At 44.9% G+C, this 22,556-nt stretch carries 24 protein-coding genes; 14 read left to right on the top strand and 10 right to left on the bottom strand.

What is annotated here, in order from left to right:
- The first annotated feature begins 35 nt into the window (after window positions 1–35).
- The 11 genes from MHB43_RS29320 (at window position 36) to MHB43_RS29270 (ending at window position 13,111) form a co-directional block, all read left to right on the top strand.
- On the top strand, window positions 36–1,685 hold the full coding sequence (locus MHB43_RS29320) for an RHS repeat-associated core domain-containing protein (protein ID WP_339179863.1): 1,650 nt from the start codon (window positions 36–38) through the stop codon (window positions 1,683–1,685).
- A 1-nt stretch (window position 1,686) separates the two neighbouring features.
- Window positions 1,687–2,037 carry a hypothetical protein gene (locus MHB43_RS29315; protein WP_339179861.1) on the top strand — a complete coding sequence of 117 codons (351 nt, stop codon included), beginning with the start codon at window positions 1,687–1,689 and terminating at the stop codon, window positions 2,035–2,037.
- Between the two features lie 16 nt (window positions 2,038–2,053).
- On the top strand, window positions 2,054–2,635 hold the full coding sequence (locus MHB43_RS29310; RefSeq protein ID WP_339179860.1) for a hypothetical protein: 582 nt from the start codon (window positions 2,054–2,056) through the stop codon (window positions 2,633–2,635).
- Between the two features lie 495 nt (window positions 2,636–3,130).
- On the top strand, window positions 3,131–5,854 hold the full coding sequence (locus MHB43_RS29305) for a stalk domain-containing protein (protein ID WP_339179857.1): 2,724 nt from the start codon (window positions 3,131–3,133) through the stop codon (window positions 5,852–5,854).
- 47 nt (window positions 5,855–5,901) lie between these two features.
- Window positions 5,902–7,062, top strand: a complete 1,161-nt coding sequence (locus tag MHB43_RS29300; protein WP_074092506.1) for a sensor histidine kinase — start codon at window positions 5,902–5,904, stop codon at window positions 7,060–7,062.
- Window positions 7,063–7,069: 7 nt separating this feature from the next.
- The gene (locus MHB43_RS29295) at window positions 7,070–7,792 is read left to right on the top strand and encodes a response regulator transcription factor (RefSeq protein WP_026081439.1); all 723 of its coding nucleotides are present in this window, start codon (window positions 7,070–7,072) and stop codon (window positions 7,790–7,792) included.
- Between the two features lie 357 nt (window positions 7,793–8,149).
- Window positions 8,150–8,527: a hypothetical protein gene (locus MHB43_RS29290; protein WP_405130910.1), complete on the top strand. Its 378-nt coding sequence runs from the start codon at window positions 8,150–8,152 to the stop codon at window positions 8,525–8,527.
- A 422-nt stretch (window positions 8,528–8,949) separates the two neighbouring features.
- Window positions 8,950–10,263 (top strand): helix-turn-helix domain-containing protein, encoded by a 1,314-nt coding sequence (locus MHB43_RS29285; protein WP_405130909.1) that lies wholly within the window; start codon window positions 8,950–8,952, stop codon window positions 10,261–10,263.
- Between the two features lie 135 nt (window positions 10,264–10,398).
- The gene (locus tag MHB43_RS29280) at window positions 10,399–10,599 is read left to right on the top strand and encodes an aspartyl-phosphate phosphatase Spo0E family protein (protein WP_405130908.1); all 201 of its coding nucleotides are present in this window, start codon (window positions 10,399–10,401) and stop codon (window positions 10,597–10,599) included.
- Between the two features lie 121 nt (window positions 10,600–10,720).
- Window positions 10,721–11,050: a hypothetical protein gene (locus MHB43_RS29275; protein WP_405130907.1), complete on the top strand. Its 330-nt coding sequence runs from the start codon at window positions 10,721–10,723 to the stop codon at window positions 11,048–11,050.
- Between the two features lie 171 nt (window positions 11,051–11,221).
- A complete protein-coding gene (locus MHB43_RS29270) occupies window positions 11,222–13,111 on the top strand; it encodes a helicase-related protein (protein WP_405130906.1) in 1,890 nt (629 codons plus the stop codon).
- Window positions 13,112–13,140: 29 nt separating this feature from the next.
- On the opposite strand, the gene MHB43_RS29265 is transcribed toward MHB43_RS29270, so the two are convergent.
- The gene (locus MHB43_RS29265) at window positions 13,141–13,452 is read right to left on the bottom strand and encodes a hypothetical protein (RefSeq protein ID WP_405130905.1); all 312 of its coding nucleotides are present in this window, start codon (window positions 13,450–13,452) and stop codon (window positions 13,141–13,143) included.
- Between the two features lie 30 nt (window positions 13,453–13,482).
- Between MHB43_RS29265 and MHB43_RS29260 the strand changes: the two genes are divergently transcribed.
- Window positions 13,483–14,070 carry a ComF family protein gene (locus MHB43_RS29260; RefSeq protein WP_405130904.1) on the top strand — a complete coding sequence of 196 codons (588 nt, stop codon included), beginning with the start codon at window positions 13,483–13,485 and terminating at the stop codon, window positions 14,068–14,070.
- Between the two features lie 140 nt (window positions 14,071–14,210).
- On the opposite strand, the gene MHB43_RS29255 is transcribed toward MHB43_RS29260, so the two are convergent.
- Genes MHB43_RS29255 through MHB43_RS29215 form a run of 9 tightly spaced genes read right to left on the bottom strand, consistent with a single transcriptional unit; the run spans window position 14,211 to window position 21,329 of the window.
- Window positions 14,211–17,018 carry an ATP-binding protein gene (locus MHB43_RS29255; RefSeq protein ID WP_405130903.1) on the bottom strand — a complete coding sequence of 936 codons (2,808 nt, stop codon included), beginning with the start codon at window positions 17,016–17,018 and terminating at the stop codon, window positions 14,211–14,213.
- Window positions 16,999–17,442: a hypothetical protein gene (locus MHB43_RS29250; RefSeq protein WP_405130902.1), complete on the bottom strand. Its 444-nt coding sequence runs from the start codon at window positions 17,440–17,442 to the stop codon at window positions 16,999–17,001. Before MHB43_RS29250 ends, MHB43_RS29255 begins: the two co-directional genes overlap by 20 nt.
- A 15-nt stretch (window positions 17,443–17,457) precedes the next feature.
- Entirely contained in the window at window positions 17,458–18,201 is a 744-nt protein-coding gene (locus MHB43_RS29245) for a hypothetical protein (RefSeq protein ID WP_405130901.1), read from the bottom strand.
- 19 nt (window positions 18,202–18,220) lie between these two features.
- Window positions 18,221–18,622 (bottom strand): hypothetical protein, encoded by a 402-nt coding sequence (locus MHB43_RS29240; RefSeq protein WP_339284442.1) that lies wholly within the window; start codon window positions 18,620–18,622, stop codon window positions 18,221–18,223.
- Window positions 18,612–19,037 carry a hypothetical protein gene (locus MHB43_RS29235; RefSeq protein WP_339284440.1) on the bottom strand — a complete coding sequence of 142 codons (426 nt, stop codon included), beginning with the start codon at window positions 19,035–19,037 and terminating at the stop codon, window positions 18,612–18,614. Before MHB43_RS29235 ends, MHB43_RS29240 begins: the two co-directional genes overlap by 11 nt.
- A 36-nt stretch (window positions 19,038–19,073) precedes the next feature.
- The gene (locus MHB43_RS29230) at window positions 19,074–19,427 is read right to left on the bottom strand and encodes a hypothetical protein (RefSeq protein WP_405130900.1); all 354 of its coding nucleotides are present in this window, start codon (window positions 19,425–19,427) and stop codon (window positions 19,074–19,076) included.
- Window positions 19,424–20,422: an ATP-binding protein gene (locus MHB43_RS29225; protein ID WP_282320097.1), complete on the bottom strand. Its 999-nt coding sequence runs from the start codon at window positions 20,420–20,422 to the stop codon at window positions 19,424–19,426. The genes MHB43_RS29230 and MHB43_RS29225 overlap by 4 nt, the downstream gene beginning before the upstream one ends.
- Before the next feature lie 37 nt (window positions 20,423–20,459).
- Window positions 20,460–20,960, bottom strand: coding sequence for a hypothetical protein (locus MHB43_RS29220; RefSeq protein ID WP_405130899.1), 501 nt, complete (start codon window positions 20,958–20,960; stop codon window positions 20,460–20,462).
- A gap of 24 nt (window positions 20,961–20,984) precedes the next feature.
- Window positions 20,985–21,329 (bottom strand): hypothetical protein, encoded by a 345-nt coding sequence (locus MHB43_RS29215; protein ID WP_405130898.1) that lies wholly within the window; start codon window positions 21,327–21,329, stop codon window positions 20,985–20,987.
- A 354-nt stretch (window positions 21,330–21,683) separates the two neighbouring features.
- Here MHB43_RS29215 and MHB43_RS29210 point away from each other — a divergent pair, with 354 nt between their 5' ends.
- Window positions 21,684–22,091 carry a TIGR03826 family flagellar region protein gene (locus MHB43_RS29210; protein ID WP_076328744.1) on the top strand — a complete coding sequence of 136 codons (408 nt, stop codon included), beginning with the start codon at window positions 21,684–21,686 and terminating at the stop codon, window positions 22,089–22,091.
- 172 nt (window positions 22,092–22,263) lie between these two features.
- Window positions 22,264–22,548: a flagellar biosynthesis anti-sigma factor FlgM gene (gene flgM, locus MHB43_RS29205; protein WP_036612484.1), complete on the top strand. Its 285-nt coding sequence runs from the start codon at window positions 22,264–22,266 to the stop codon at window positions 22,546–22,548.
- Window positions 22,549–22,556 lie beyond the last annotated feature (8 nt).

Genomic DNA, 22,556 nt, shown 5'->3' with positions numbered 1-22,556 from the left:
GCGATTACTACGACGAGATCGGCCGCAGAACATCGATGACTGATGATTATGGAAAGACCACGTACAGTTATCGTGCAGCAGATGGGGTGCTGAACGGAATGACGTTCCCGGATGGGACACGACTTGATTACGCACTCGCAGCATCGGGGACGACGCCTGTGGATCGTATGACATTCAGTTATGCGTCCAATAGCTTGCTGGAGAAATTGTCGTTTGGCAAGGGTCTCAGCACAAGCTACCAGTTCAATGGCTATGACCTGTCGGGAATCACGATCTCTCAAGGGACATCTGCGGTGCAACAGTTCGCCTATGAATATGATGGTAATAAAAACATCACGTCTCGTACACAGAACGGGGAAACCGATCAATACACATACGATGAATTGAGCCGGATTCAGACCGAAACGGGCACACAAAAAGAAACGTATACTTATGACCCGAATGGTAACCGGTACAGTATTGGAAGTGGTAAGATATACGGTCTAAAGGATGCACAGTATACGTATGACAGCCAGAATCGTCTGATTAAAGCAACGGGTGAAGGCAAAACGGTAACCTACAGCTATAATGGAGATGGACTGTTGTATGAACGTACGGAAGGCGACCAAACGATTCGTTATTACTACGATGAAGAAGCCAAACTCATGGCTGAGGCCAGTGTAACTTCTGGAAAAGCAGAATTGACTTATGCTTACATCTATGATTTGTATGGACAACTGTGGGCACGTCAGGACAAGCAAACAGGCAAGCTGGAATACTACCAATTCAACGGTCACGGAGACGTGGTTGGACTCGTGGATGATGCCGGTCAAGTATTGAACCAGTATACGTATGATATCTGGGGTGGGCCATCAACGACCGAACAAACCGTACCGAATATACTTCGTTATGCTGGCGAGTATTGGGATGAAACGATAGGGTTACAGTATTTGCGAGCCCGATGGTACGATCCAGGCATGGGTCGATTCATTGGTGAGGATACGTACGAAGGTGAACTGAACGATCCACTGAGTTTGAATTTGTATTCGTATGTAAACAATAACCCGTTGAAGTACGTGGACCCTAGTGGGCACATGCCAAAAAATCTCTTAAACGGCTTCTTGAAGGACTTCTTGAATGGTAGGAATGATGGAACGAAATATACAGATTTACAATTATCCGATGCTGTGTTGAATGCTAATGGAGATAATCGAATATATTTAGCGTTCCATGAAATTGCCCAAATTCATACAGCAAAAGCAATACATTTAAAAACAGGCTTGAGCACAACTTTGGAATATCATATAGAACAAGAAATTGCATGGTGGCCTAATAAGCATTATTGGGTAGATATAGTAACATCAAACGGTCAAATGTGGGAATTAAAGGCCAGACGAGATGTTCCTTACGGTGATACTGACGGGTACTATGAAGATGCAGAAGAACAACTGACAAAATATCAATCTGTAAATGGAAAGCTTGTTAGGGGAGCGCAGTATCGAACAATAAAAGGAATAATTGTAGAAGGTGATTTATATATGGATATTGAATTTTTCGATAAAGGGAAGATATTCTACGAGTTCTATTTGGATTATGGTAATGGTAAAACTGTGTCAATGACAACTAGACAGGCAGAAAATTATGTGGATGCGAATCACTTGTACCCGCCTGAATTCAACTTTAAAACCAAAAAAAGGAGAAGGTAGTTTGACAACTAAACTAATTAGTTCCTTCCTTCTGATTCTGTTACAAATGGGGTGTAATATGGCTAATGAAAGTAATTTTGTATATGAAGCAACTTACGTAGTAGAAGTATTGGAAGCTTCTATAGAAAATAAGGGCTTTCCAAAATCAGAGATAGTCAGGATTGACAATTTTTTTGATATGGATCTTTTTAGAGAAGAGGAGAACAGAATTCAAGAAAAGTTGATGAGTGTCTATATGGCCTTTCTGGGAAAAACTAATTTTAAGAATATTGACTCTGACGAGAATAATAAGTTGTTTAAACAACTAATCATGGAGTTAAATGAAATCTATGTAGAATTAGAATCAATGTAATGGTGAGGTGGAAATATTGTATCCAACTATTGAGGTGCCTTTTGAATTTACTCCTTTTTCGGTGATGTCGAAAACTGAAGCAGAGGAATACTATGAATGGTTTCTTTCGATCATCCCGCGAAGAATTGAATTATTACAGGAATATGTTGAATTATCTGGTTCACATATACAGCTAGATTTTAGTCAAGATTCTTTGATTTCTCTCTGGGAATGGTTTATTCCTCGAATTGAACAGAAAAAAATGACAATAGAAGAAATGAATGAAGAATTGGAACTAGTACCGGATTGGATGAGACCTGAAGCAGAACAAAATGTATTAAAGTTTAGTAGAGATACAGAAACTCAAATAATAGATATTGGAATTTATTTTAGCAGTGTATTGATACATTCATCCAATAAACTGAAATGGGTGGTAATTAATAAACCACGAAATCATGTTGATGTTAATCAACCCTTACTGGCTGGGACAGGGAAGATACGACTGAATCCAATTCGAGTCGTGGATGTTTGTACGGCAAGGGCTTTAAATGATGTTGGAAATATAAATATGTTAAGTGATCTTTATGTTTGGTGGAGAGAAAAATTATTGGATCATTGAATATGTTATGAGTTGTATAAGTAGAAAATTGATTTAAAATGTAAATAATATGAATTAATGTAATAATTATACCCCCCCATAGATGAACTTACTTAAAAAGCTCATCTATGGGGGTATTTTTTTTTGAAATATACATATCTACTGAACTCTTTGTGATTTTCTTACAATTAGATAAGGGGAAATAAAAGTGTCGTTAAAGTAGAAAGGTAACTTTTATAAACATTACCAAGATATTTATTATGAAAGATTTCGAGAGTTATCATTCATTTATCAAGATTTACATTCAATACCTGGAATTTTGTAAGCTTCAGAACGATTATTTGTGAAAAACTCATTAACCAATATATACCTCAATCTTGGCTATGGGCGTAACTTTTTCCACAAAAAGCAGTCTATTAATAGAAGAGTATACTAGAGATCTCGCTATCGGCTGCCTACTTGGCAGTGTTCGTGATGTCTAAGATTGATATACAAGATGGGAGAGACGTTTCAGACATGCTGGGGAAACATGGGAAACAGCTGGAAGACGTTAAGGGCAGTAAGGTGAAGAAATGGGCGATTGTGACGCTGGCGGGTGTGATCTGGATTGCACCGGTGATGAGCGCAGGCGGGCAGATGTGGTCAGGCACTTCGTGGCAATCGGTGGCTGCAGCAGCATCTACGAATACAAGCAAGTTGAGTGAAGAAATTCTGACTTCGGGTGCGAAGCTCATGAAATACAGATATACGACAACACGTTCCGGTTCCAAGGTCAACGTACTGGCGGATGTAATCCAAGTGGATTTGCAGAACCCGTATGTGAAGCTGGATGTGATGACAGGCAAGGGCGGTAATCTGAACAGCAAACAGAGCACAGGTGCCATGGCCAAGGAAAATGGTGCAGTGGCTGCTGTGAATGGCGATTACTTCAATGTATCCGGGGAGCTCGCGCCCATTGGTGGACAGGTCTCGGATGGCGTACTGGTCTCCACACCTTCCGAACTGTCGGGCATGTATGCCCTCACGGTGACCAAGGATGGCAAACCGATGATCGACGAGTATTCTTTTGACGGAACAGTGAAGGCGCAGGATGGTTCAACCTTTGCTTTGCGTGGGATAAATAAAGAGGATTACACGGTAGAGTCGGGTGCGGTGAAATATAGCCATGCCAACTCGATGTATATTTATACACCGGCATGGACGTCGAGCAAACGACCAAATGATCCTTCCACAACGCCAACAGAGGTTCTCGTGCAGAACGGAGTAGTTACCCAAATCTCGGATAAAAAAGCGTTAAACATGACGGTGCCGCAGGATGGGTACATTTTGCGTGCGCATGGAACAGCGGCGACATGGATCATGAGCCATCTATCTGTTGGGCAAACCTTGGATGCGGATTACAAGCTGAAAGCTAAAACAACTGGGCAATCGGTCGATCCCAGTAACCTGGAGATGATGATTGGCGGTCACACCATTTTGGTAAACGGTGGCAAGGCAGCTTCCTTTTCCCGTGATATCGCATCTTCCGGCATTGGTGGCATTCGTGCAAGAACGGCAGTAGGGTACTCCCAGGATGGTCGGTATGTTTACATCATTGCAGCGGAGAAAAATAGTAACAGCAGCGGTATGTCGCTGACGGAACTGCAATCCTTTATGACCAGTGTGGGTGTCTGGAAAGGCATGAACCTAGATGGAGGAGGCTCCACAACAATGGTAACACGTCCGTTGGGTGAGCAAACCGCTGGTCTGACGTTCAACACAGAGTATGGTACCGAGCAACGTCAGGTTGTAAACACACTAGGTGTGTTCTCTACGGCTCCTGTAGGTAAACTGAAGGGCTTTGCCGTGAGTGGCAGTCAAACGTTGCTGGTGGGGCAAGAGGGCAAGTACACAGCCAAAGGATATGACACTTACTACAACCCAATTGCAACAGGCGATATCAGCATGTCCTGGAAATCCAGCAACAACAGTATCGTGAGTGTTAGCAACGGAACGATCAAAGGCGTGAAGCCAGGTACAGCAACGCTGACGGCAACGAGCAATGGAGCCTCATCTTCCATTAAAGTATCAGTATTGGGTGGAAGTGAATTGGCTTCCCTGACAGCAGGATCAGGTCTGGGTTCGCTCAAAGCGGGCACAACGATGTCCATTCCAGTAACGGCAACAACGAAGAGTGGACAAAGTGTTACGGTTCCGGCAGACTCGCTGACATGGGAATTTATCGGATTCAAAGGTAAAGTTACTGCTGACCAATTAACCGTATCTTCCGTCAATTCCGGTGCACAAGTGGGATATGCGATTGGACGTTATGATGGTTACAGCACAGTCGTGGTACTCTCGGCTTCTGCAAGTGAAACGATCTGGGAGAACTTCGAGAACGTGAATTATCCGATTAACTTCACAACGAACGCAGCGGGTGTAACTGGTACGGCAACCGTTACAGCAGGAACGGGTGAAAAAGCCGGCTCCAATGTACTGCAACTTGGTTATGATATGACTGCTGGAACAGGCAAAATGTACGCTTATGCACAACTGAATGGTTCTACCGGCAGAGAGGTATCTGCAGCGGCTACGTCGATGTCGATGGATGTTATGGGAGATAAAAGCCTGAACTGGCTACGTGCCGAATTCACGGATGCCAATGGCAAAACGGTATATGCCGATCTCGCAAAGGCAATTGACTGGAATGGGTGGAAGAAGCTGAGTGTGGACCTGAACGGACTGAACATCGCCTATCCGGCGAAGCTGAAGCGGGTCTATGTGGTGAACGTGGAGGAAGGTCAGGATGAGCGTGCGAAATCAGGTACGGTTGCTTTTGACAATATCGCATTCACGATGCCTTCCAAGTCCAGTGAAGTAGGATTGCCTACGGGTACAGCTTCGCTTGTGCTTGGACAGAAATCGATGACGGTGAACGGAACGAAAAAAGCGATTGATGCAGCACCAGTCCTGAAAAATGGTACAACGTATGTGCCAATCAAACATGTTTTGGACGCTTTTGGTGGTCAGGCAAGCTGGGATAGCAAAAATCAGCGGATCACGGTATTACGTGGTGGCAAGCTGATTGATCTGGTGGTAGGGCAGAAAGAATTCATTCTGAATGGTAAAAGACAGAGCGCAACTGTTGCACCATACGTAACGGGTGGTAGGACTTTAGTCCCACTTAGACTCGTTTCCGAGCAACTTGGTCTGACTGTAAAATGGGAACAGAAAACGAAGACCGTTACCATCTCATCGTGATATGGTATGATATATACCGGAAACGATAGAAATGGAGTCGAACAAACGTGGATTTACAAGCCGATGCCATAGACCGCGTCATTAAAAACGCCATACAAGTCATGGAAAACAGCAAATATCAAATGTTCGAAATTATGGACGCAACTCGCGATGAGCTGAAAACACTCAACGAAGAGTTAAAGTCGGTACTGAAGGAGACGGCGGAAACGATCGAGAAAGTAGATCAATTGGAGCTGAACTACCGCCGTTCCCGGATCCGGCTGACTGAGGTTAGCCGCGACTTTGTCCGTTATTCCGAACATGATATCAAGCAGGCGTACGAGAAAGCAACACAGCTGCAGCTGGATCTGATGATTTATCGTGAGAAGGAAATGTATCTGAAGGCCCGTCGGGATGATCTGCAGAAGCGTGCCAAAAATGTGGAAGCTTCTGTGGAGCGTGCCGAGACCATCGGTTCGCAGATGGGTGTTGTACTCGAATACCTGTCAGGTGAACTGGGTCAAGTGACCCGGATCATCGAATCTGCCAAAAATCGACAAATGATTGGTTTGAAAATAATTTTGGCCCAGGAAGAAGAGCGGAAACGTATTGCTCGTGAGATTCATGACGGGCCTGCGCAGATGCTCGCGAATCTAGTGCTTAGGACGGAAATTGTAGAAAGAATGCTCATTAAGCAGGATTTTAAGATGGTCCAGGCCGAAATAGTAGATTTGAAAGGCCAGGTTCGTTCCAGTCTTGAAGAAATGAGAAAAGTTATTTTCAATCTGCGTCCTATGGCACTGGATGATCTGGGACTGATTCCAACGCTTCGGAAGTACGTGCAGGATTTTGAGGTAAAAACGAAAATCCGGTCGCTTTTTGAAACAAGAGGTAAGGAACATCGTTTATCTTCAGCCATGGAGGCTGCAATCTACCGCCTCGTGCAGGAAGGTCTGTCGAATGCTGCAAAGCATGCTTATCCCACTTATGTTGTAGTGGAAATTACATACCAGGCTCAGCTCGTCAAAATTGTCGTTCAGGACAATGGGCTTGGGTTCAAACCGGAGCTTCTTGCCAAGAAAAGCAAGGATCATACCCACTTCGGTCTGATTGGGATGAGAGAACGGGTTGAACTGTTAGAAGGAAGAATAGAGATTGAATCCGGAGAAAATCAAGGAACCAAAATAGTGATTCATATCCCGACAAACGTGGATAAGGGAAAGGAGTAGCAGGATGATGGAAAACCGTGATACTGGTAAAGCATCGATTAAAGTTCTTTTGGCTGATGATCATCAGCTGTTCCGTGAGGGACTGAAACGCATTTTAAATATGGAGGACGACATTGAGGTCATCGGCGAATGCGGCGATGGTATTCAAGTGCTCGAATTCTGCAATCAGGATAAACCTGATATCGTATTGATGGATATCAACATGCCAATCGAAAATGGGGTTGAAGCAACGGAGAAATTGCGTGAGCTGTTCCCAGATGTCAAAGTAATTATCTTGTCCATTCATGATGATGAAAGTTATGTATTTGAGACCCTTCGTAAAGGGGCTAACGGATACTTGCTGAAGGATATGGAGGCCGAGTCTCTGATCAATGCGATTCGTTCCGTGCATGAAGGCCATGCGTTCATACATCCGAAAGTAACAGGCAAATTGATCATGCAGCTGCGTCGTATGACGTATCTTAATGAAACAGGGGCAATGAGTGAAGGAGCTTCGAAGGAAGCAGGCGTTAAATTTGTCGCTGGCGACAATAACCCGCTCACACGTCGTGAGGCTGAAGTACTTCGCTTGATGGCAGAAGGTAAGAGCAACAAAATGATTGGTGAATTCCTGTTCATCAGTGAAAAAACAGTAAAAAACCATGTCAGCAGTATTCTGCAGAAGATGGAAGTGGACGACCGTACACAAGCCGTTATCAATTCGATCAAATATGGTTGGGTTACGCTCTAATACCTTATGTTTTTCGTAAAGCAGTATTCTTACGGTAAGTCAGTCCATTGGTTGATTCAACCTAGACGAAGTATAGATTGGTGTTCACTCGCGCCCTTTCCAGAATGTTGGATTGGTCTGCGGGTTAATGGACTTTATCACTGCAAATGAGCAAAGTGTAAGGTTGTGCGGAACATATGTTCAAGCTTAGGCGTGAATGAATGACCTGGCCTGTCTTTCTTCGTCCGGTGTCGATCAGCGTGGAATATGAGTGATAGGAAATGCAAGTGTAACCCTTCAGGAAGTACAGCATATACTTGTTGTATACAGGGATGTTCGCCATGGGTGAGCATGACCTTCCGAGGAGGTGCAGTTGCCATGGTTGCTCATCTGACTATGATTCTGCTCATATACTTCCTGGCGGCAATGGCCGTTCATGCCATGCACCAGCGCCATCTTTCTCGTCCGGAATCTGAAGGCTTCGAGCAGATCCTGCTCATCCCTTCCAATCAGGCAGGACGGATCGAAGGCACTGTAAGAGCACTTTGCCGGGAATTGTTATACCGTGGAAAGAGCTTCAGATTAACAGTTGTCGCTGATCGTACAGAAGCAGAAACGATTACGATTATTGAAAAGCTTATGCAAAGGCAAGGAATGGAGACATCTTATCTGCCTGCTGTCCCTGCTGATATTGAACGGGTAGCACAGACCGATCACACGTTTCGCCTGATTGATTTGCGTGAGTCAGAGCAATAAATCATGATGTGAGCGGGAAATGGGATTAACATTTCGCAGATCTACAGTGAAAAGATTACAGCAGAAGCTGTGGTCTTTTTTTGTAATTGTAGCCAAGTCTGCTTTTAAATTAAAAATGGGTTTTTATGCAATCTATGGTTGTTGCTTGGGAATAAGGAGTTCTTGATCACAGAAATAAGATTTTCGAAGTCAGAACTCTTAATTTAAAAGTATAGACGAAGCAGATTGGAAAAAGTTTCGCAATTTAAAGAAAGATTCTGGTTATTAGAAGAATTAGTATGTGTGAACCAGAGATGATAGATCAACTCATAAAATGCACAGCAACTCTTCCATTATATTGACCTATGGTATATTAAACCATATAATGACTTAAAATGGATGTCGGGCGTGGGAAAAGTGTGTTTCTGGAAGGGGGTATCTTCTTGAGTATAATAGATAAGACGATCCGAACAGAATTTTTACATTACATAGAGGAAAACAAAATCCTTCTTTATCATTTTGCAGAGAAATCAGGCATTAACTCTGGAACGCTAAGTAGAGTGATTAATGGTTCACAGCCTATATCGGTAAAAATCCTGGATATCATGACAGAATACATGGGATTGGAAGAGGGATATTTTTATGAACAGTATGTGAGTGAGTTGTTTGATGACCCTACAATGAACTGGCGACGGTTGCGCCCGTTCATCATACGCTGTGCTGAGCTTGGAAAAAACGATTGTATTGAACGAACTGTAGATCTAATGATGGAGAATCCTGCGTATATCCAACAACTGTTTGATTGTGCCGAATCATTAAACGCTGAAGGGAGCGCGGAAGCTGCACTAATTATATATCGTAAAGTGTGTGAAGGGGAGCGGTACCAGCATGCTGAACGATTGGCGATCTGCCAGTATCGAATATTCAAGCTCTCGATTAATGATGATCAGCAGAATAATCTGGAATGTGCTGTGCAATTTGATCCGTATGTCGTGCGCCTTAATGAGTTGGATCAACTGGATGCGCTGAAAGATCTGATGAATCTATACCTCTCATTGCGTCGTTGGGACAAAGCGGAACAACTGGCAACACGAATGGGCAAACTGGCGAGGGTGCAGTACAAAATCAAACATCAACGGATTAGACGGGGGAAGAGTTATCAGGAGCCTTCCAAACCTTTGTTTGGTTATATTTTATACTCGGATTTGATTAAAGGGTCCATTGCAGAAGAGCAGAATGATTATAATCAGGCACTACACTATGTCTCAATTTACGAGAATCAGGATTGGATTATGGAGAATGATCTTGAGGCGGAGCTAACGAAAAAACAGTTTCGGGAGTGGGCAGTAGCCAATAGATATCTCTATCAGATTCTTGCAGGTAAAATAGATGTTTTGGATGAGTATGTGGAATATTTATCAGTAAGAGAAAACGAGATTTTGCGTGGAATGTTCAAGCTCATTAAAGCAGCCAATACGTATAATATGAATATTGACCATGTGTTGGAGCGTTTTAAAATAAATATATCATCTCATATGTTCACTCAGGAGAACGTAGGCTCTTATACTGACCAGATTATTGATGATCGGTTTGCGATATTTCTAATGGATGTAGGTGATTATTATCTAAACTCCAATCGTGTTCAGATTGGAGTTCAATTTGTCTTGGATAGCTTGTCAATTATTGATCGAATTAACAATGATGCTAACGTGATGAGTCGTTTGTTACGAGCCCAGTTGAAACGTCTTCTGTTATAAAAGAAATGATGTTGTCCATATTGATTTTTTCATCAAGCTAATGGCGATTAATATACATGGTGAAGAGATGGTGGTTAATCTCGTATATTTTTTGTTTATTTCATGGAAATCTATGTTTTCACATAAGAGGTTACAATGTTTTATAGAGGTGAAGATGCTATGAAACATGTTGCGAGTGAACAAGAAATCGAACTAGAACGTGAAAGGGAAAGCTTGTACACATTGACAGCGATTTATGGTTTGCAACATCCAATTGTAATTAAGCAATCCGAAATTTTGGATGAGTTGATTAATCGATATAATCGAATGTTTCTCAGGCATCTCCAAACTAAGTAATACATAACCGGTTCATGGATATTTCAGTCCAACATGATTGAAGTAAACGTACATCGTAGAAAACATATAAGAGCCCGGTTAATAGGTTGCTAAGAAAGTGGTACATGAGGAGAATGATCTAATGAGACAGCATTACAAAAAGAAAATGATGTTTTTGATAACAGTGATCTTGGTATTGAGTCTTACCTCAAGCAAAGTAATTGCAGAAGAAGATAAACACTCGGATACTCAGCGTGAAATTTCAAGTTGGATGGAACCCGGTTTCATCTTAGATAATGATAGAGATACGCTAAATGAGTATAAAGAAGATGAAGAAGTCCCTGATATATATGGTACGAAACCTGAAACGACGTTTACTTTTGAAGTGAACGGTCAGATTTTACAACCTGGCGAGTCGATCTATATTGAGACAGCTCCTGATCAGCAACCTGTTATTCGAGTTGGTAAATAAGATGTTTCTGAATGGCAGAGTTTGTAGAGTAGAGATTCAATTGGTATAGTGATAAGTAGATTAATCATACGAAGATGGAATATGGACATGAAGCACATGCTCCGGCGAACAGCCGGGTTGGCATGTGCTTTTTTTGCGTTCGGATTAAATTACGATGGGGGAGGAGAGTAAATGAAGGTTGCTTTGTATGTGTGCCGTGTAGGGGAATGGTGGAGCATGATGTTATCACTCGACATTCGAGTGGATGTGGCTTGGTGGCTGGAGGGAGGAAGTGGGCGACATGTGCTGTGCTGGCTGCTGTTAGATCCGGCGTTGCCGTTGAGTCAGGCATCCTGGTTGGTTGAACATTTTGAGATGGAGCGGGACATGGATCAGTGGGGCGAGCGCGAATGGCAGAGTTATCTTGCACGGAAGCTGGATGTGTATGAACTGGCCTCGGGGGAAGTTGAGGCCAGAAAAGGTATAGCGGGCAAAGCGGAAAATGTCGCTGCGCATCGCATTCAGGTAGGCGGGATGCCAGAGCCGTATCCCGCCGGGCAGTGGGCTCAGCTGGAGCGGGACGCGGCCCTGCTGGCTGAGCGGATCAGCGGCCGCCAACTGCTGGCGGCCGAGGCGGAGGCGTTGCTGGCGGATACCGCCCAGCCGCCAAGGGAGTGGCGCGCGGCTGCGCAGCTCGCGCGCTTGCACGGGCGGCTGAGTATCACAGCCGCCCTCGAAGGGCCTGCCACGGGCCGTCGGCACGCGTGGCTTGGACGCGCGCGGAGCGCGCCCCGCTGCCATCGTTGTGGCAGCGAAGCCAGGCAGCGCGTGCCCTGCGCTGCCTGCGGCCTGGCGGCGTGCGCCTACTGCGAGGCATGCCTCGCGCTCGGGCGCAGCCGTGCTTGTGCGCTGCTGCTACGCAGTGCAGCGCAAGGGGCCGTGCCACAACGCGGCGAAGCACCGCGTGGCACGGCCTTGGCCCCCACCGGCGGCGGGCTCGCCCGGTGGGGGCTTAGCGCAGCGCAGAGCGCGGCAGCAGCCGCGGCGCTTGCGTTTTTGGCCCGGCCGCCCGCAGGGGATGGGCCGGGGCGGTTCCTGCTGTGGGCCGTGACCGGGGCCGGCAAGACCGAGATGATATTCCCCCTGCTCCAACATACATTGGATCGTGGCGGACGAGCTTTGGTCGCTACGCCGCGCAGGGACGTGGTGCTAGAACTAGCTCCGCGTCTGGCCAAAGCTTTTCCGGACACCTCACTCGCTACCCTTTACGGAGGCAGTGACGAACGCTGGAAAGACGCTCAGCTCACGCTCGCGACCACACATCAACTGATGCGTTTTTACCAGGGATTCGATCTCGTCATCATCGACGAACTAGATGCTTTCCCTTATCACAACGATCCCATGCTCGCTCATGCGGCGGCATCCTCCTGTAAACCGGACGGGAATTTTGTCTATCTATCTGCCACACCACCTGCTCGGCTCCAGAGGGAAGCAGCACGGGGGAAACTCACTCATGCCAAAGTTCCAGTACGTTTCCACCGTCATCCTTTGCCCGTGCCAAGATTGATCAAAATGGTTACCGTTGCTGAATGTATTAAGAAACGAAATCTTCCTTCTGCCTTGAGGACTAACATCCAAATTTCATTGAAGCGTGACGCTCAGGTATTTGTCTTTGTAACACGTATTGCCCAGATTGAGGCGTTTGTGAATCTAATGCGTCGTACCTTTCCCGGAATCCATATCGAAGGAACTTCATCTCAGGACCCTGATCGCGCTAGCAAAGTTATAGCCTTTCGTGAACGTAAAATTCGTTTGCTCGTAACGACAACAATTCTGGAGCGTGGCGTGACCATTCCGCGCAGTGATGTTTTTATATTGGATGCAGACAATGGTCTCTTTGATGAAGCGTCACTGGTCCAGATGGCGGGTAGAGCAGGGCGTTCCATGGATGACCCGGCGGGTAGAGTGGTTTTTGCATCATCTCGTCGGACACGTTCACAGGTGAAGGCCGTTGCCCAGATTCGGAAAATGAACGCTATCGCTCGTCGCAAAGGCTACCTGCATCCACCATCCAAGACATAATTGTCATCTGCCCAGTTCGTATCCACATATCACAATACATTCCCGAGACTGGAGGTATGCCCCCTATGTTCAACTGGCTCAGCAACATAACCGATCACGCGCAACACCTGACCCAGCGTCTTCATCACCTGCTCGCCCCGCCGGGAGCGACTTGTCTGACATGTGGGACTCGAGCGATTCTGTCTTCTACCTATCCAGGCATATGCCCACGTTGTGTGAAGCAGATTCCATGGATACGTTCCATCCGTTGCCTGCTTTGTGGTCGGGGTGTCGGATGCCCGGACTGTGCTCGTCCACACATGCAAAGCCGTTCTTTTATCTCCAACCGCAGCGCCGTACAATACAACCCTCTTATGAAAGAATGGATAGGCATGTACAAATTTCGAGGCCACGAAAGATACGCGCCGCTCTTAACCGCGTTGTTGATTCAAGCCTTTCAAGCGATGAGAGAGGAGCAGAATTCTGCTTTGGCAAAAGAACCCCCAGCCCCCGTGGCTCATTTCGCCACACATGCTCAACAAACGAAGCCACAATGGCGGCCTGACGCGGTCACCTATGTCCCGGTGAGCAGCGAGCGGCTTGCCGAACGTGGCTTCAATCAGGCGGAGCGGCTGGCTGCTGGGCTCGCCACCGCCTGCCGCCTACCTATCGTTGATCTGTTGCAGCGCCAGATCAACACCACCAAACAAAGCTTCAAATCACGTGGCGAGCGAATTGAGTCTATGAAGGAGGCATTTTCGATAAGTCCTGGGGCAATTGATATTTTGAGGGAGCTTTATAGGGGGATAATAGCTTCTAATATTGTAAGAGTACACTCATCCCCACTTTGTTTGGTGTTGATCGATGATATATACACAACGGGTAGCACCCTGAACGCGTGTGGGAGAGTTATCTTAGATATAGGATTGTCTAGGGATATTCCCATTGAGATCTATACACTGACCTTGGCGCGATCCTAGGAATTGAAACATAGGCTGAGAATTGTACTTAATAAATAAAAGGAGCCCATGGCGAAATTCAAAAATTAACCATGGGCTTATCTAATATTAATTACAGCAGACCTTAAAATGAGGTTTGCTGTACAGTAACTGTTTATATTTTAGTATGTTTGTCTTTCAATCCATCCTTCGGGACTTAAATTTTTTACTCCGAAGAATAAATCGAGCAGATCAGGTTGATCACCAAATTGCGTAATCATCATTGCATTGCATAACTGTTTGCGATGATCGGGATTCATAAGCTCTGTGTAGATATTTTTTGACATATTGGATTTATTTAATAGTTGATCAACCAGCAGTAGGCTTTCATAGTGCGCCGGCTTACTTAGTGCGGCTATAAAACTCGTAAGCTCCTGAACGCTGACCGGCAGCAGGAATCGAAAACACTGGTATTTATTATAAACCGCAGAGAATTTATGCATCGGGTGCTCCATGCCTTTTCTTCGGATCAGCCCCTGGGTGTTATGAACCATATAGGCAAGTGGATCAACACTTGCTCCTATTTCTTCTAATAATTGAATAAGCTTAATATAAGGGATTTGCTCAGTGAACAGCTTGGATTTGAAATACCGTTCCAAAAGCTTGCTCCACCAATAGCTATGATTGACAGGCAGCAGCAGTCCAAACTGTTCTTCTGCCATCTCGGCCAAACGTTGCTCTGCAGCAGACTGCAATTCAGGGAACAACAGACAGGTATTTATCAACCTGTAGCAATCCTCTCTAAAACCGTCTTGCTGCAGCAGATAATCCTCCGCACTAAACAAGGCGACACTAGGACGCTGTACATCCTTGCGGTTGGAGGCCAGCGTAGCCGCATCTACGTCGATCTTGACCTTCATTGCCCTATCCACATCACCGTGGAAGATAACCGCTTCTCCTTGCTTCAGACGGATCAGCTCCTCCATTTCATTTTCTTGGAGACCGATGGAATCACCAATGACCTGACGGTCGTCTTTGGCGAACAGGCGATGGGCAATTTTAAGGTTGGTATTCTTGATAACATCCTGCGAGAGCTTGTTTGGAATCTGATCGGCAATCAGCATGCCTTGCCCGTAGGTACGGATTTCCGAGAGCATATTATTAAAGGTTTCTACGGCTTTGCCCTTCATGTCAGCCTGCTCCTGATTGCCAGAGACTTGTACATTTGTGAGTAAACGGTGTGCTTCCTCGATTACCAGCAAATGCTGAAGATCCTCGCTGTGAAGACCTTCTGACACATAGTACTCATAGATTGAAATGAGTAGCAGTCCCATAAGGAACACCTTTTCTTGGTCATCTCCGATATGTTCCAGCTCAATGATGGTCGGTGTCTGCAGCAGCTCTTTCATGGATATTCCACTCCGGCAATTCAGTATGTTCCCTTTGGCACCACTCAACAGACTGCCAATCCTAACCTTCAGCGCGCCGCGAAGGTCACTGGATAATTCCACGGAATAACCAGCCGCTTCAATAGCGAAATCAATGGCTCCGTTTAAATCCTCCAGTGTAGGAAACAGTTGATCCCTATGTAAACCGGATTCATGAATGTTTCGTCCGGAAATGAAGTCCCATCCTGTACGGCGGTAAATATCATAAAAAGCTGTCTCCAAGATATACGGCATTGGCCCGTACATTGGAAATGCGGCGATAAACACCGACTTCAAATGGTCCAAATGTGTTTGGATATGAATATGTTCAGGAAAGGCAAAAGGATTGATCTTCAGGCTGAAAGCCCCCTCGATGCCGAGAATGTATCTTTTCAACATGGGAATAGCCGTGTCCAGATATTTGTACTCCGTCTTTGCAGGCTCCATAACCAGAAAAGGTTTCTTCTGCTCATAGACCTGTATCAGCATACTCTTGATCGTACTTGTTTTACCACTTCCCGTAACCCCTGCCACAAATACATGTCTTGTGAGATCGGCCAAAGGAAGGCTCACAGGGACTCGGGTTTCGTGCTCAAGGATGAGGCGGCCCAGGCTGATCCTATTCTTGGCATTATTTTCACTATCTGAGATATCCGCGCCGAAAGTCACTCTGCGGTTTTGTTTGAAGCCCGGGACGGGTCTCATTGGGAATGCTAGTAGTGCTGATAGGTTGTTAACATTGACATAGTTCAAGAACTCTACAGGGGAAGAAGTCTGTGCTCTTCGCAGCCTGTGTAACGACTGCGAACCGGAACGTCTCGTGAATGCCTCCATCTTGGAGGCAATTAACGAAGCTATCCCTTGTCCGGCATAGACCGTAAACTCAGTCGAGCTGAAGACCGCACCTTGGCTGTTCAAGGTATAGAGGTGATTCTCCAGAATGTCCAGTTGCTGCTTCACATTAATATTCACCAGTTCATAGGAACGGTTATCTCCACCCATTAACGTCTTCTTAATTTGATCAAACAGCTTATTCTGTTCCCCGATATGTACTGTTGCCTTCTGTGTCATATCATTGATCGTCTGCTCAAGCAGGTTGATCTGCCCGGCTATTGAATCGTTGTCTGCTACACCTAGCTTAATCTGAAGCAGAAAGGTCTCACGCGGTAGGGCACGAATCAACTCATCCAGCAGATTTTCCTCGCGTTCTTTCAAAACTAACGGAGAAGTGGAACCTCGAAGCGTCATCTTTTCTTTGGCAAAAGAGGTGTCTGGCGCAAAGTCTTCCTGCACCCAATCACAACGTGGGACCCAATGTTGCAGTATCGCCTGCATTCCATCTTCGTCCATTTGAACAAAATAATGTAGCTGTTCTTCGTGATAATAAATTACAATCGAAGCCGTCCGTCCTTCAGTGCCTGCATAATGCAGGTACTCAAGCATATCTCGGACCGCCGAATATCCTTCGTTCAGTTGAACCTCGACCTCTTCTTTTCCCTGGTACACATAATAACTCTCTCGAGTGTCTTGTACAGCGAATTGTCTAATGCGATAGTAGGGCATGTGCCTCCAGCTCCCCCATATTCCAGAACAGGATGTATTCGTCTTGACCAAGTTGATCTAAGAGGCTAATGCAAAGGTCGGTGAATCCTTCAGGAAGCTGATGGGCCTGATGTTGTAGCAGGTCCTTCAATTCAGCTTTATTAAACAGACCGTTCGAAAGCTTTGCACGGACAGACTCTGCGGACAACTGATTGATAACCGAATCCTCAATGAGTTCCACAGCTATGCCTTCTTCGGAGAGTGCTGCAATTTTATGCTGTACTTTTTCGGCCCAGTCGCCCATGCTCTCAAGGATAGCCACTCTTTCTTCAAAAGAGATTTTCCGACTCACAGACAACGCTGCATATTCCTGGAATTTACCATATTGTTCTTTGAGCTCAATATCTTTGCTTTTAATTACGAGGATGGTCATTTGTTCATTCACTGTTTTAGCTCTCCTTTAGCTCATAAATATTGCCAGTTGCACACTCTGGGATGGCAGTCCGGCAATGAGTTTACCGCCTGCTTCCTGGATCTCCGTAATCACCTGGGCCGCCAGATCCGGATTTTGAAACAGCGCTTTTGCTGTATTCTCATTAATTACAACAAAAGAATGGTCAGATATCTGCTTTCCTGCGGCAATCTGCTGCTGGAGTTCTCCGTTTAATAACTCGGACCTGAGATAGGGGAGCCCTCCATTCTTCACTTCGAAGGAGGCAGATTCACCTTTCATGAGGTCATAATTACGGTCGAGTGTGATCTCTCCGCCCTGAACATTCATCTCGACCTGCCTCAGGTTAGAATTGGACTCCATTATTTGCAGATCAATCCGGTTCCCTGAAGTTGCATTCTCAAGCTGGACAGGAATCTGGGAGCGCGTCTCACCGAATTGCGAGAGTTTTGCCTCCATCAGGCTTTCGCCCATCTGCCCCTTAAGATGCACATTGTTATATGCCTCCTGTATGGTATCTGGATTAGTCTGGGACAGCTCCCGAAATTCACTAAGCTTCCGATACTTCTCACTGTCCAGCAGCACGTTTAGCTTCTCCATCGTTACTGGGCTAGGTGCAAGTTCTACTGAATCGTTCCATTCCGCTGCTTTATAGCTGATTTCCAGTGGTTTTTGTATTGTCTCATGCAAGGCAGCTGATTCAGCGACCTTTTCTGTCAAGAATCCTGCAGTTGTCAGTATTGCTGGTTCCATTTAGTATTCTTACCTCCTCTTAATACGCAACGGTTGGGGCTGTCTTCTTGGGGGCCTCAATTTCAAAAACGACCCGCTGGACATCCGCTAGCTCGCTTATTGCTTCTTTGGTTAGTACACGGCTCGACAATACTTCCTCATGCATTTTTTTGATCCATTCACCCTTGATGTTTTGAAAATAAAACTCTGTTTTTACAGCTATTTTTCGGCTAACCAGCACATAATCAAAGATCAGACGGCCTGAAATAAATGTTAATTCTCCACGCTCCATCTCGTCCAGAATAACTTTGTCACTTCCTTCAGAATATCGGTCTGCCAGTTCATGCAGAAGGATAGGACTCACTCGTTTTCTTCTAAACAGTGCATAGGTGACCGTGACAGCAAGCAGCGCACTGCCAATGGCAATCACTTTAGTAAACACGCTTCCCACCCGCTTCCGGTTCTGTGAGTTCAAATTCAATTTGCTTCAACCGCTTAAGCTCACTCCTGCTGTCAAGCAACATGATATCCAGAGGCCTTGGCGCTGCCTGGTTTTTCTTGACGACCCATTCTCCATCAGGTCGCTTGAAGTAAATTTCCACACCGACCACATAACCAAGCTCATCATCTGTAATTGCGATATACAGCTTTCCGCCGACAAAGACGAGGCCTTCTCTGCGTACCGCGTCCAGAATCAGTTCATCCGTTTCTTTGTCATATAATTGCGCAAGTTCATCAATGGTACAATTCTTTTTTGTGTTGGCGAATACTCCCTCTACTAGTTCCCACACATATTTCTCCAACGGTTCTAACTGATCGATAATACTTTTACGAGATTTCTTCACAGGTTCCTGCATTTTTTCGCCTCCATCTACTCAAAATAATCTACCCATTTATATAACCAGCTTTAGTTCTTTCTCCAAATCCTGCGAGATATCGACCTCCTGGTTCATTCTCTTCGCTTTTGCTAGAATTTCCGGTGGCACCGCAGATTCCGGAACGGTTTTGGTTACGGTTGTCTCATGCCATTTTCCTTCCTCATCCAGTTGATAGCTCTTGGCAATTTCCTGAAAGCCCTCGGCTATCTTCTTGGCAAAGACCTTTACACCAATGACCGCGGCCTTGACTGCCTTCATCACTTTTTTGACCAGCGTATTCAACCATTTTCTGATATCATCCCAAAATGCGGAAATAATCCCTACCGTTGCTGCTACCCCAGCTGCGACTAACAATGCTGTAATTATCATGAATTTTGGCCTCCATGGATAAATTGATTGCCAAGCTGTTGCATCACATATGCCTCGCTTACCGGTGTGGTTTCAATCGTTACATTGTTGTTGGCCTGGATACTTTTCTTAATAGAGCTGAGTGCTTCGATTAAGTGATCATGTCTTACAATAAGTTCAGGAGTGCCAGCACCCTTGAATGCGGCCATAAGAACGGCATTGGAAATGTCACTGCCCGAGATGCCGTCAAATTGTCGGGCAGCTTCTTCAATCCGAATATCATTAGGCATTTGCAACGGAATCAGCTTCCGAAGCAATCTGGCACGTCCCTCGGCACCCGGTAATTCAAACTCGATATGAGCCAATATGCGCCGCATGAAGGCAGGATCGAAATTAGATATGTAATTGGTTGCGAATAGAATGATGCTCTTGTAATCATTAAGCAGGGTAAGCATTACAGAACGTGTTTGATTCACACTCGTATCTGTAGCATTGTTCATATTAGTGACTCTACGGCTAAGAATAGCATCTGCTTCGTCAAAAAAAAGCACACTGCCAGTTTGTTCAGCGGTCTGAAAAGCTTTGGTTAGGTTTTTGGGTGTATCGCCTACATATTTGGACTCTATGTCCGCATAATTGATTATCATTAGTGGCATATTCAAACGGTTGGCAATCGCATGCGCTACCATTGTTTTGCCTGTACCTGGGGGGCCGTAAAGGTTGATACCGATTTTTCCGGCATGTTTGTGCGTTTGGGATAGACCCCAAGTTCCAAAGACCAGATCACCTTGTTCTTTAATTGCCAAGGCATTTTGAATTGAATCCAGTGTTTTTTCGGGCAAAATAACATCGTTAAAGCTATACTTAGGAGTTACAGGAATAAAAGAGAAGGGGGTATTCCCCACTTGTCCGTTTTCTTGAACTGCCTTTGAAACATTTGTTACGGGATTTGCCTCAGAACTTGCGTAGCTCTCCGTATGGACTACTTGATGATCTAACCTTTTACCGATTGCCATATGTACAACTCCTTTTATTTTTGCTGAGGTAGGTTCATTAATCTACCATAAGATGTGTAGTGATGACGCCCTGCGGATAATCCCTTTGTTCGGTCCAGCGGAACAATATGCTACCCTCCAAACCGAACTCAATGAACTCCACTTTGCCCTGCTGATGTAATTGCTCCAGTACGTTCACAAGAGCCTGTCTGCTAGGAACACCCTCTACCTTGTTGAGGAGATCTTCCATTGATGCGATCTCATTCTCATGGAAAACTCGGGTTACGCGGTTTTCTAAAGTTTCCGGACCCAGATATCGTATTAGCCAAATCACCAAGACGCAGGCAACAATGACAATAAGTGTCCAAGCACCGATGACAGTAAACAGATATATGAAAAAAGCAAAAATCGCTACAGGAACCGCTATGATCAGGGCCCATTTCACAATGTAATACAGTGCAACAAACAAGAGCTTAACCAGAGAAATGACCAGACTGACTAGAAACACAATGAGTCCGATTCCTAAAATAATGCCTATGATACCAAGTATGATAGCCATTCCGAATTCCTCCTCTCATCATATTTATGTATGGAGCTTCGCTGCCAACTCGTTAGTTATATCCCGATCCACGCCCATTTGCGCCATTTGCCTTATTTCAGGCGGGACTTGATCCGCTGATACTTCCCGCGTAGTCACTGTTTCGTTCCAGCGGTCATTGTGATCTTTCACATAATGCTTTGATGTCTCTTGAAAGCCATTGCCCATCTTACGTAAAAACAGCTTGGTCCCATAAATCGTTCGTTGAATCCATTCTTGAACTTTTTGGATGGATCGCTTTAGCCACGAAATGGTTTCATTCCAGAAGGTTGCGATCAACGTTCCTCCTACCAATAAGGTGGCTGCGACGATCAAGGAAGTTATAATCATCTGACTCTCTATCTCCTCATCTGGGCAATATGGGTGATCTATATTGCCTATATATAGTAATTCTTACCTAGTAATAATAATGAAACATGGACTATATTGGTAGTCTATATTTTTTAAGTTTAATATGATTATGTCCAATTAGTTGTTTGGATACGAAAAGATGATTTCGGCTAAAGAGTTTATTTCGAGATAAAGTCAATTTTTATATAGTTAAAGGACCTTATTATATTGCGCATACATGCATCCTTTCCACATGATGTATTGGTAAATAGACTATGGATTCATCAGAGAAAATAAGGTAATGTATAATTATTATCTATTCGGAAATGGAAGTTTGAGAGGGGCGTTTTAGCGATGAATCTAGGTAATTGTCCTCGCTGTGGTAAATTATATGCGTTGAATTTTCGAGATGTATGCTCGAATTGTATTAAGGAAATGGAACAGGAATATCAGATCTGTGTAGATTATTTGCGCGAAAATAAAGGCACCAATATCCAGGAACTATCTGATGCAACAGAAGTTTCGATCAAAACCATTACCAAGTTCATCCGTGAGGGACGGATTTCCATCGAAAATGCCCCGAATATGATGTATCCTTGTGAAGTATGCGGAACATTGATTCGTGAAGGTCATATGTGTGACTCTTGTCGTCATCGCTTGACGAAAGACTTAGCTAGTGCAGCTCGTGATGTAGGTCAGAAGGATAACGGCAATATAGGCGGACGAACCTACAATGCTGTCGACAAACTACGCGATTCATAGGAACGAGGTCTTAAATACAGATCTTGCTATAACAAATGTTTTGAAACGTACCGATAAACTTATTAAAGATTATCGGTTTTTTTATTTTCCCAATCATTTCGATAACATAAAGATAAGGTAAGAAAAACGTATATCAATGTAAAATTCTAACGTGGAAGGAAGTGTAGTTCATATGAAAATCAATGAACCGAGTAGAATTGGAGCAATCAATTCATATCAAAGGAACGTTGAATCCAATCAGCAGGCTGATGCCAAGAAGAGCCGCCGTAAGGACGAAGTATCCATTTCTCCGGAGGCGATGAAGATGCTTGAGGAACAAAGTCGTACACAGGATGCAGGACGCTTACAGCGGATACAGGAACTGAAGGAACAGGTTAGTTCAGGAACGTATCAGGTAGATAGCAGCAAGCTTGCTGACAAGCTGCTGCCGTATTTTAAGTCTTTTGATAAGGAATAGGTGATCAC

This window comes from Paenibacillus sp. FSL H8-0317, from assembly GCF_045040685.1.
Classification (GTDB): domain Bacteria; phylum Bacillota; class Bacilli; order Paenibacillales; family Paenibacillaceae; genus Paenibacillus.
This window is presented reverse-complemented; position numbering and strand designations above follow the sequence as displayed.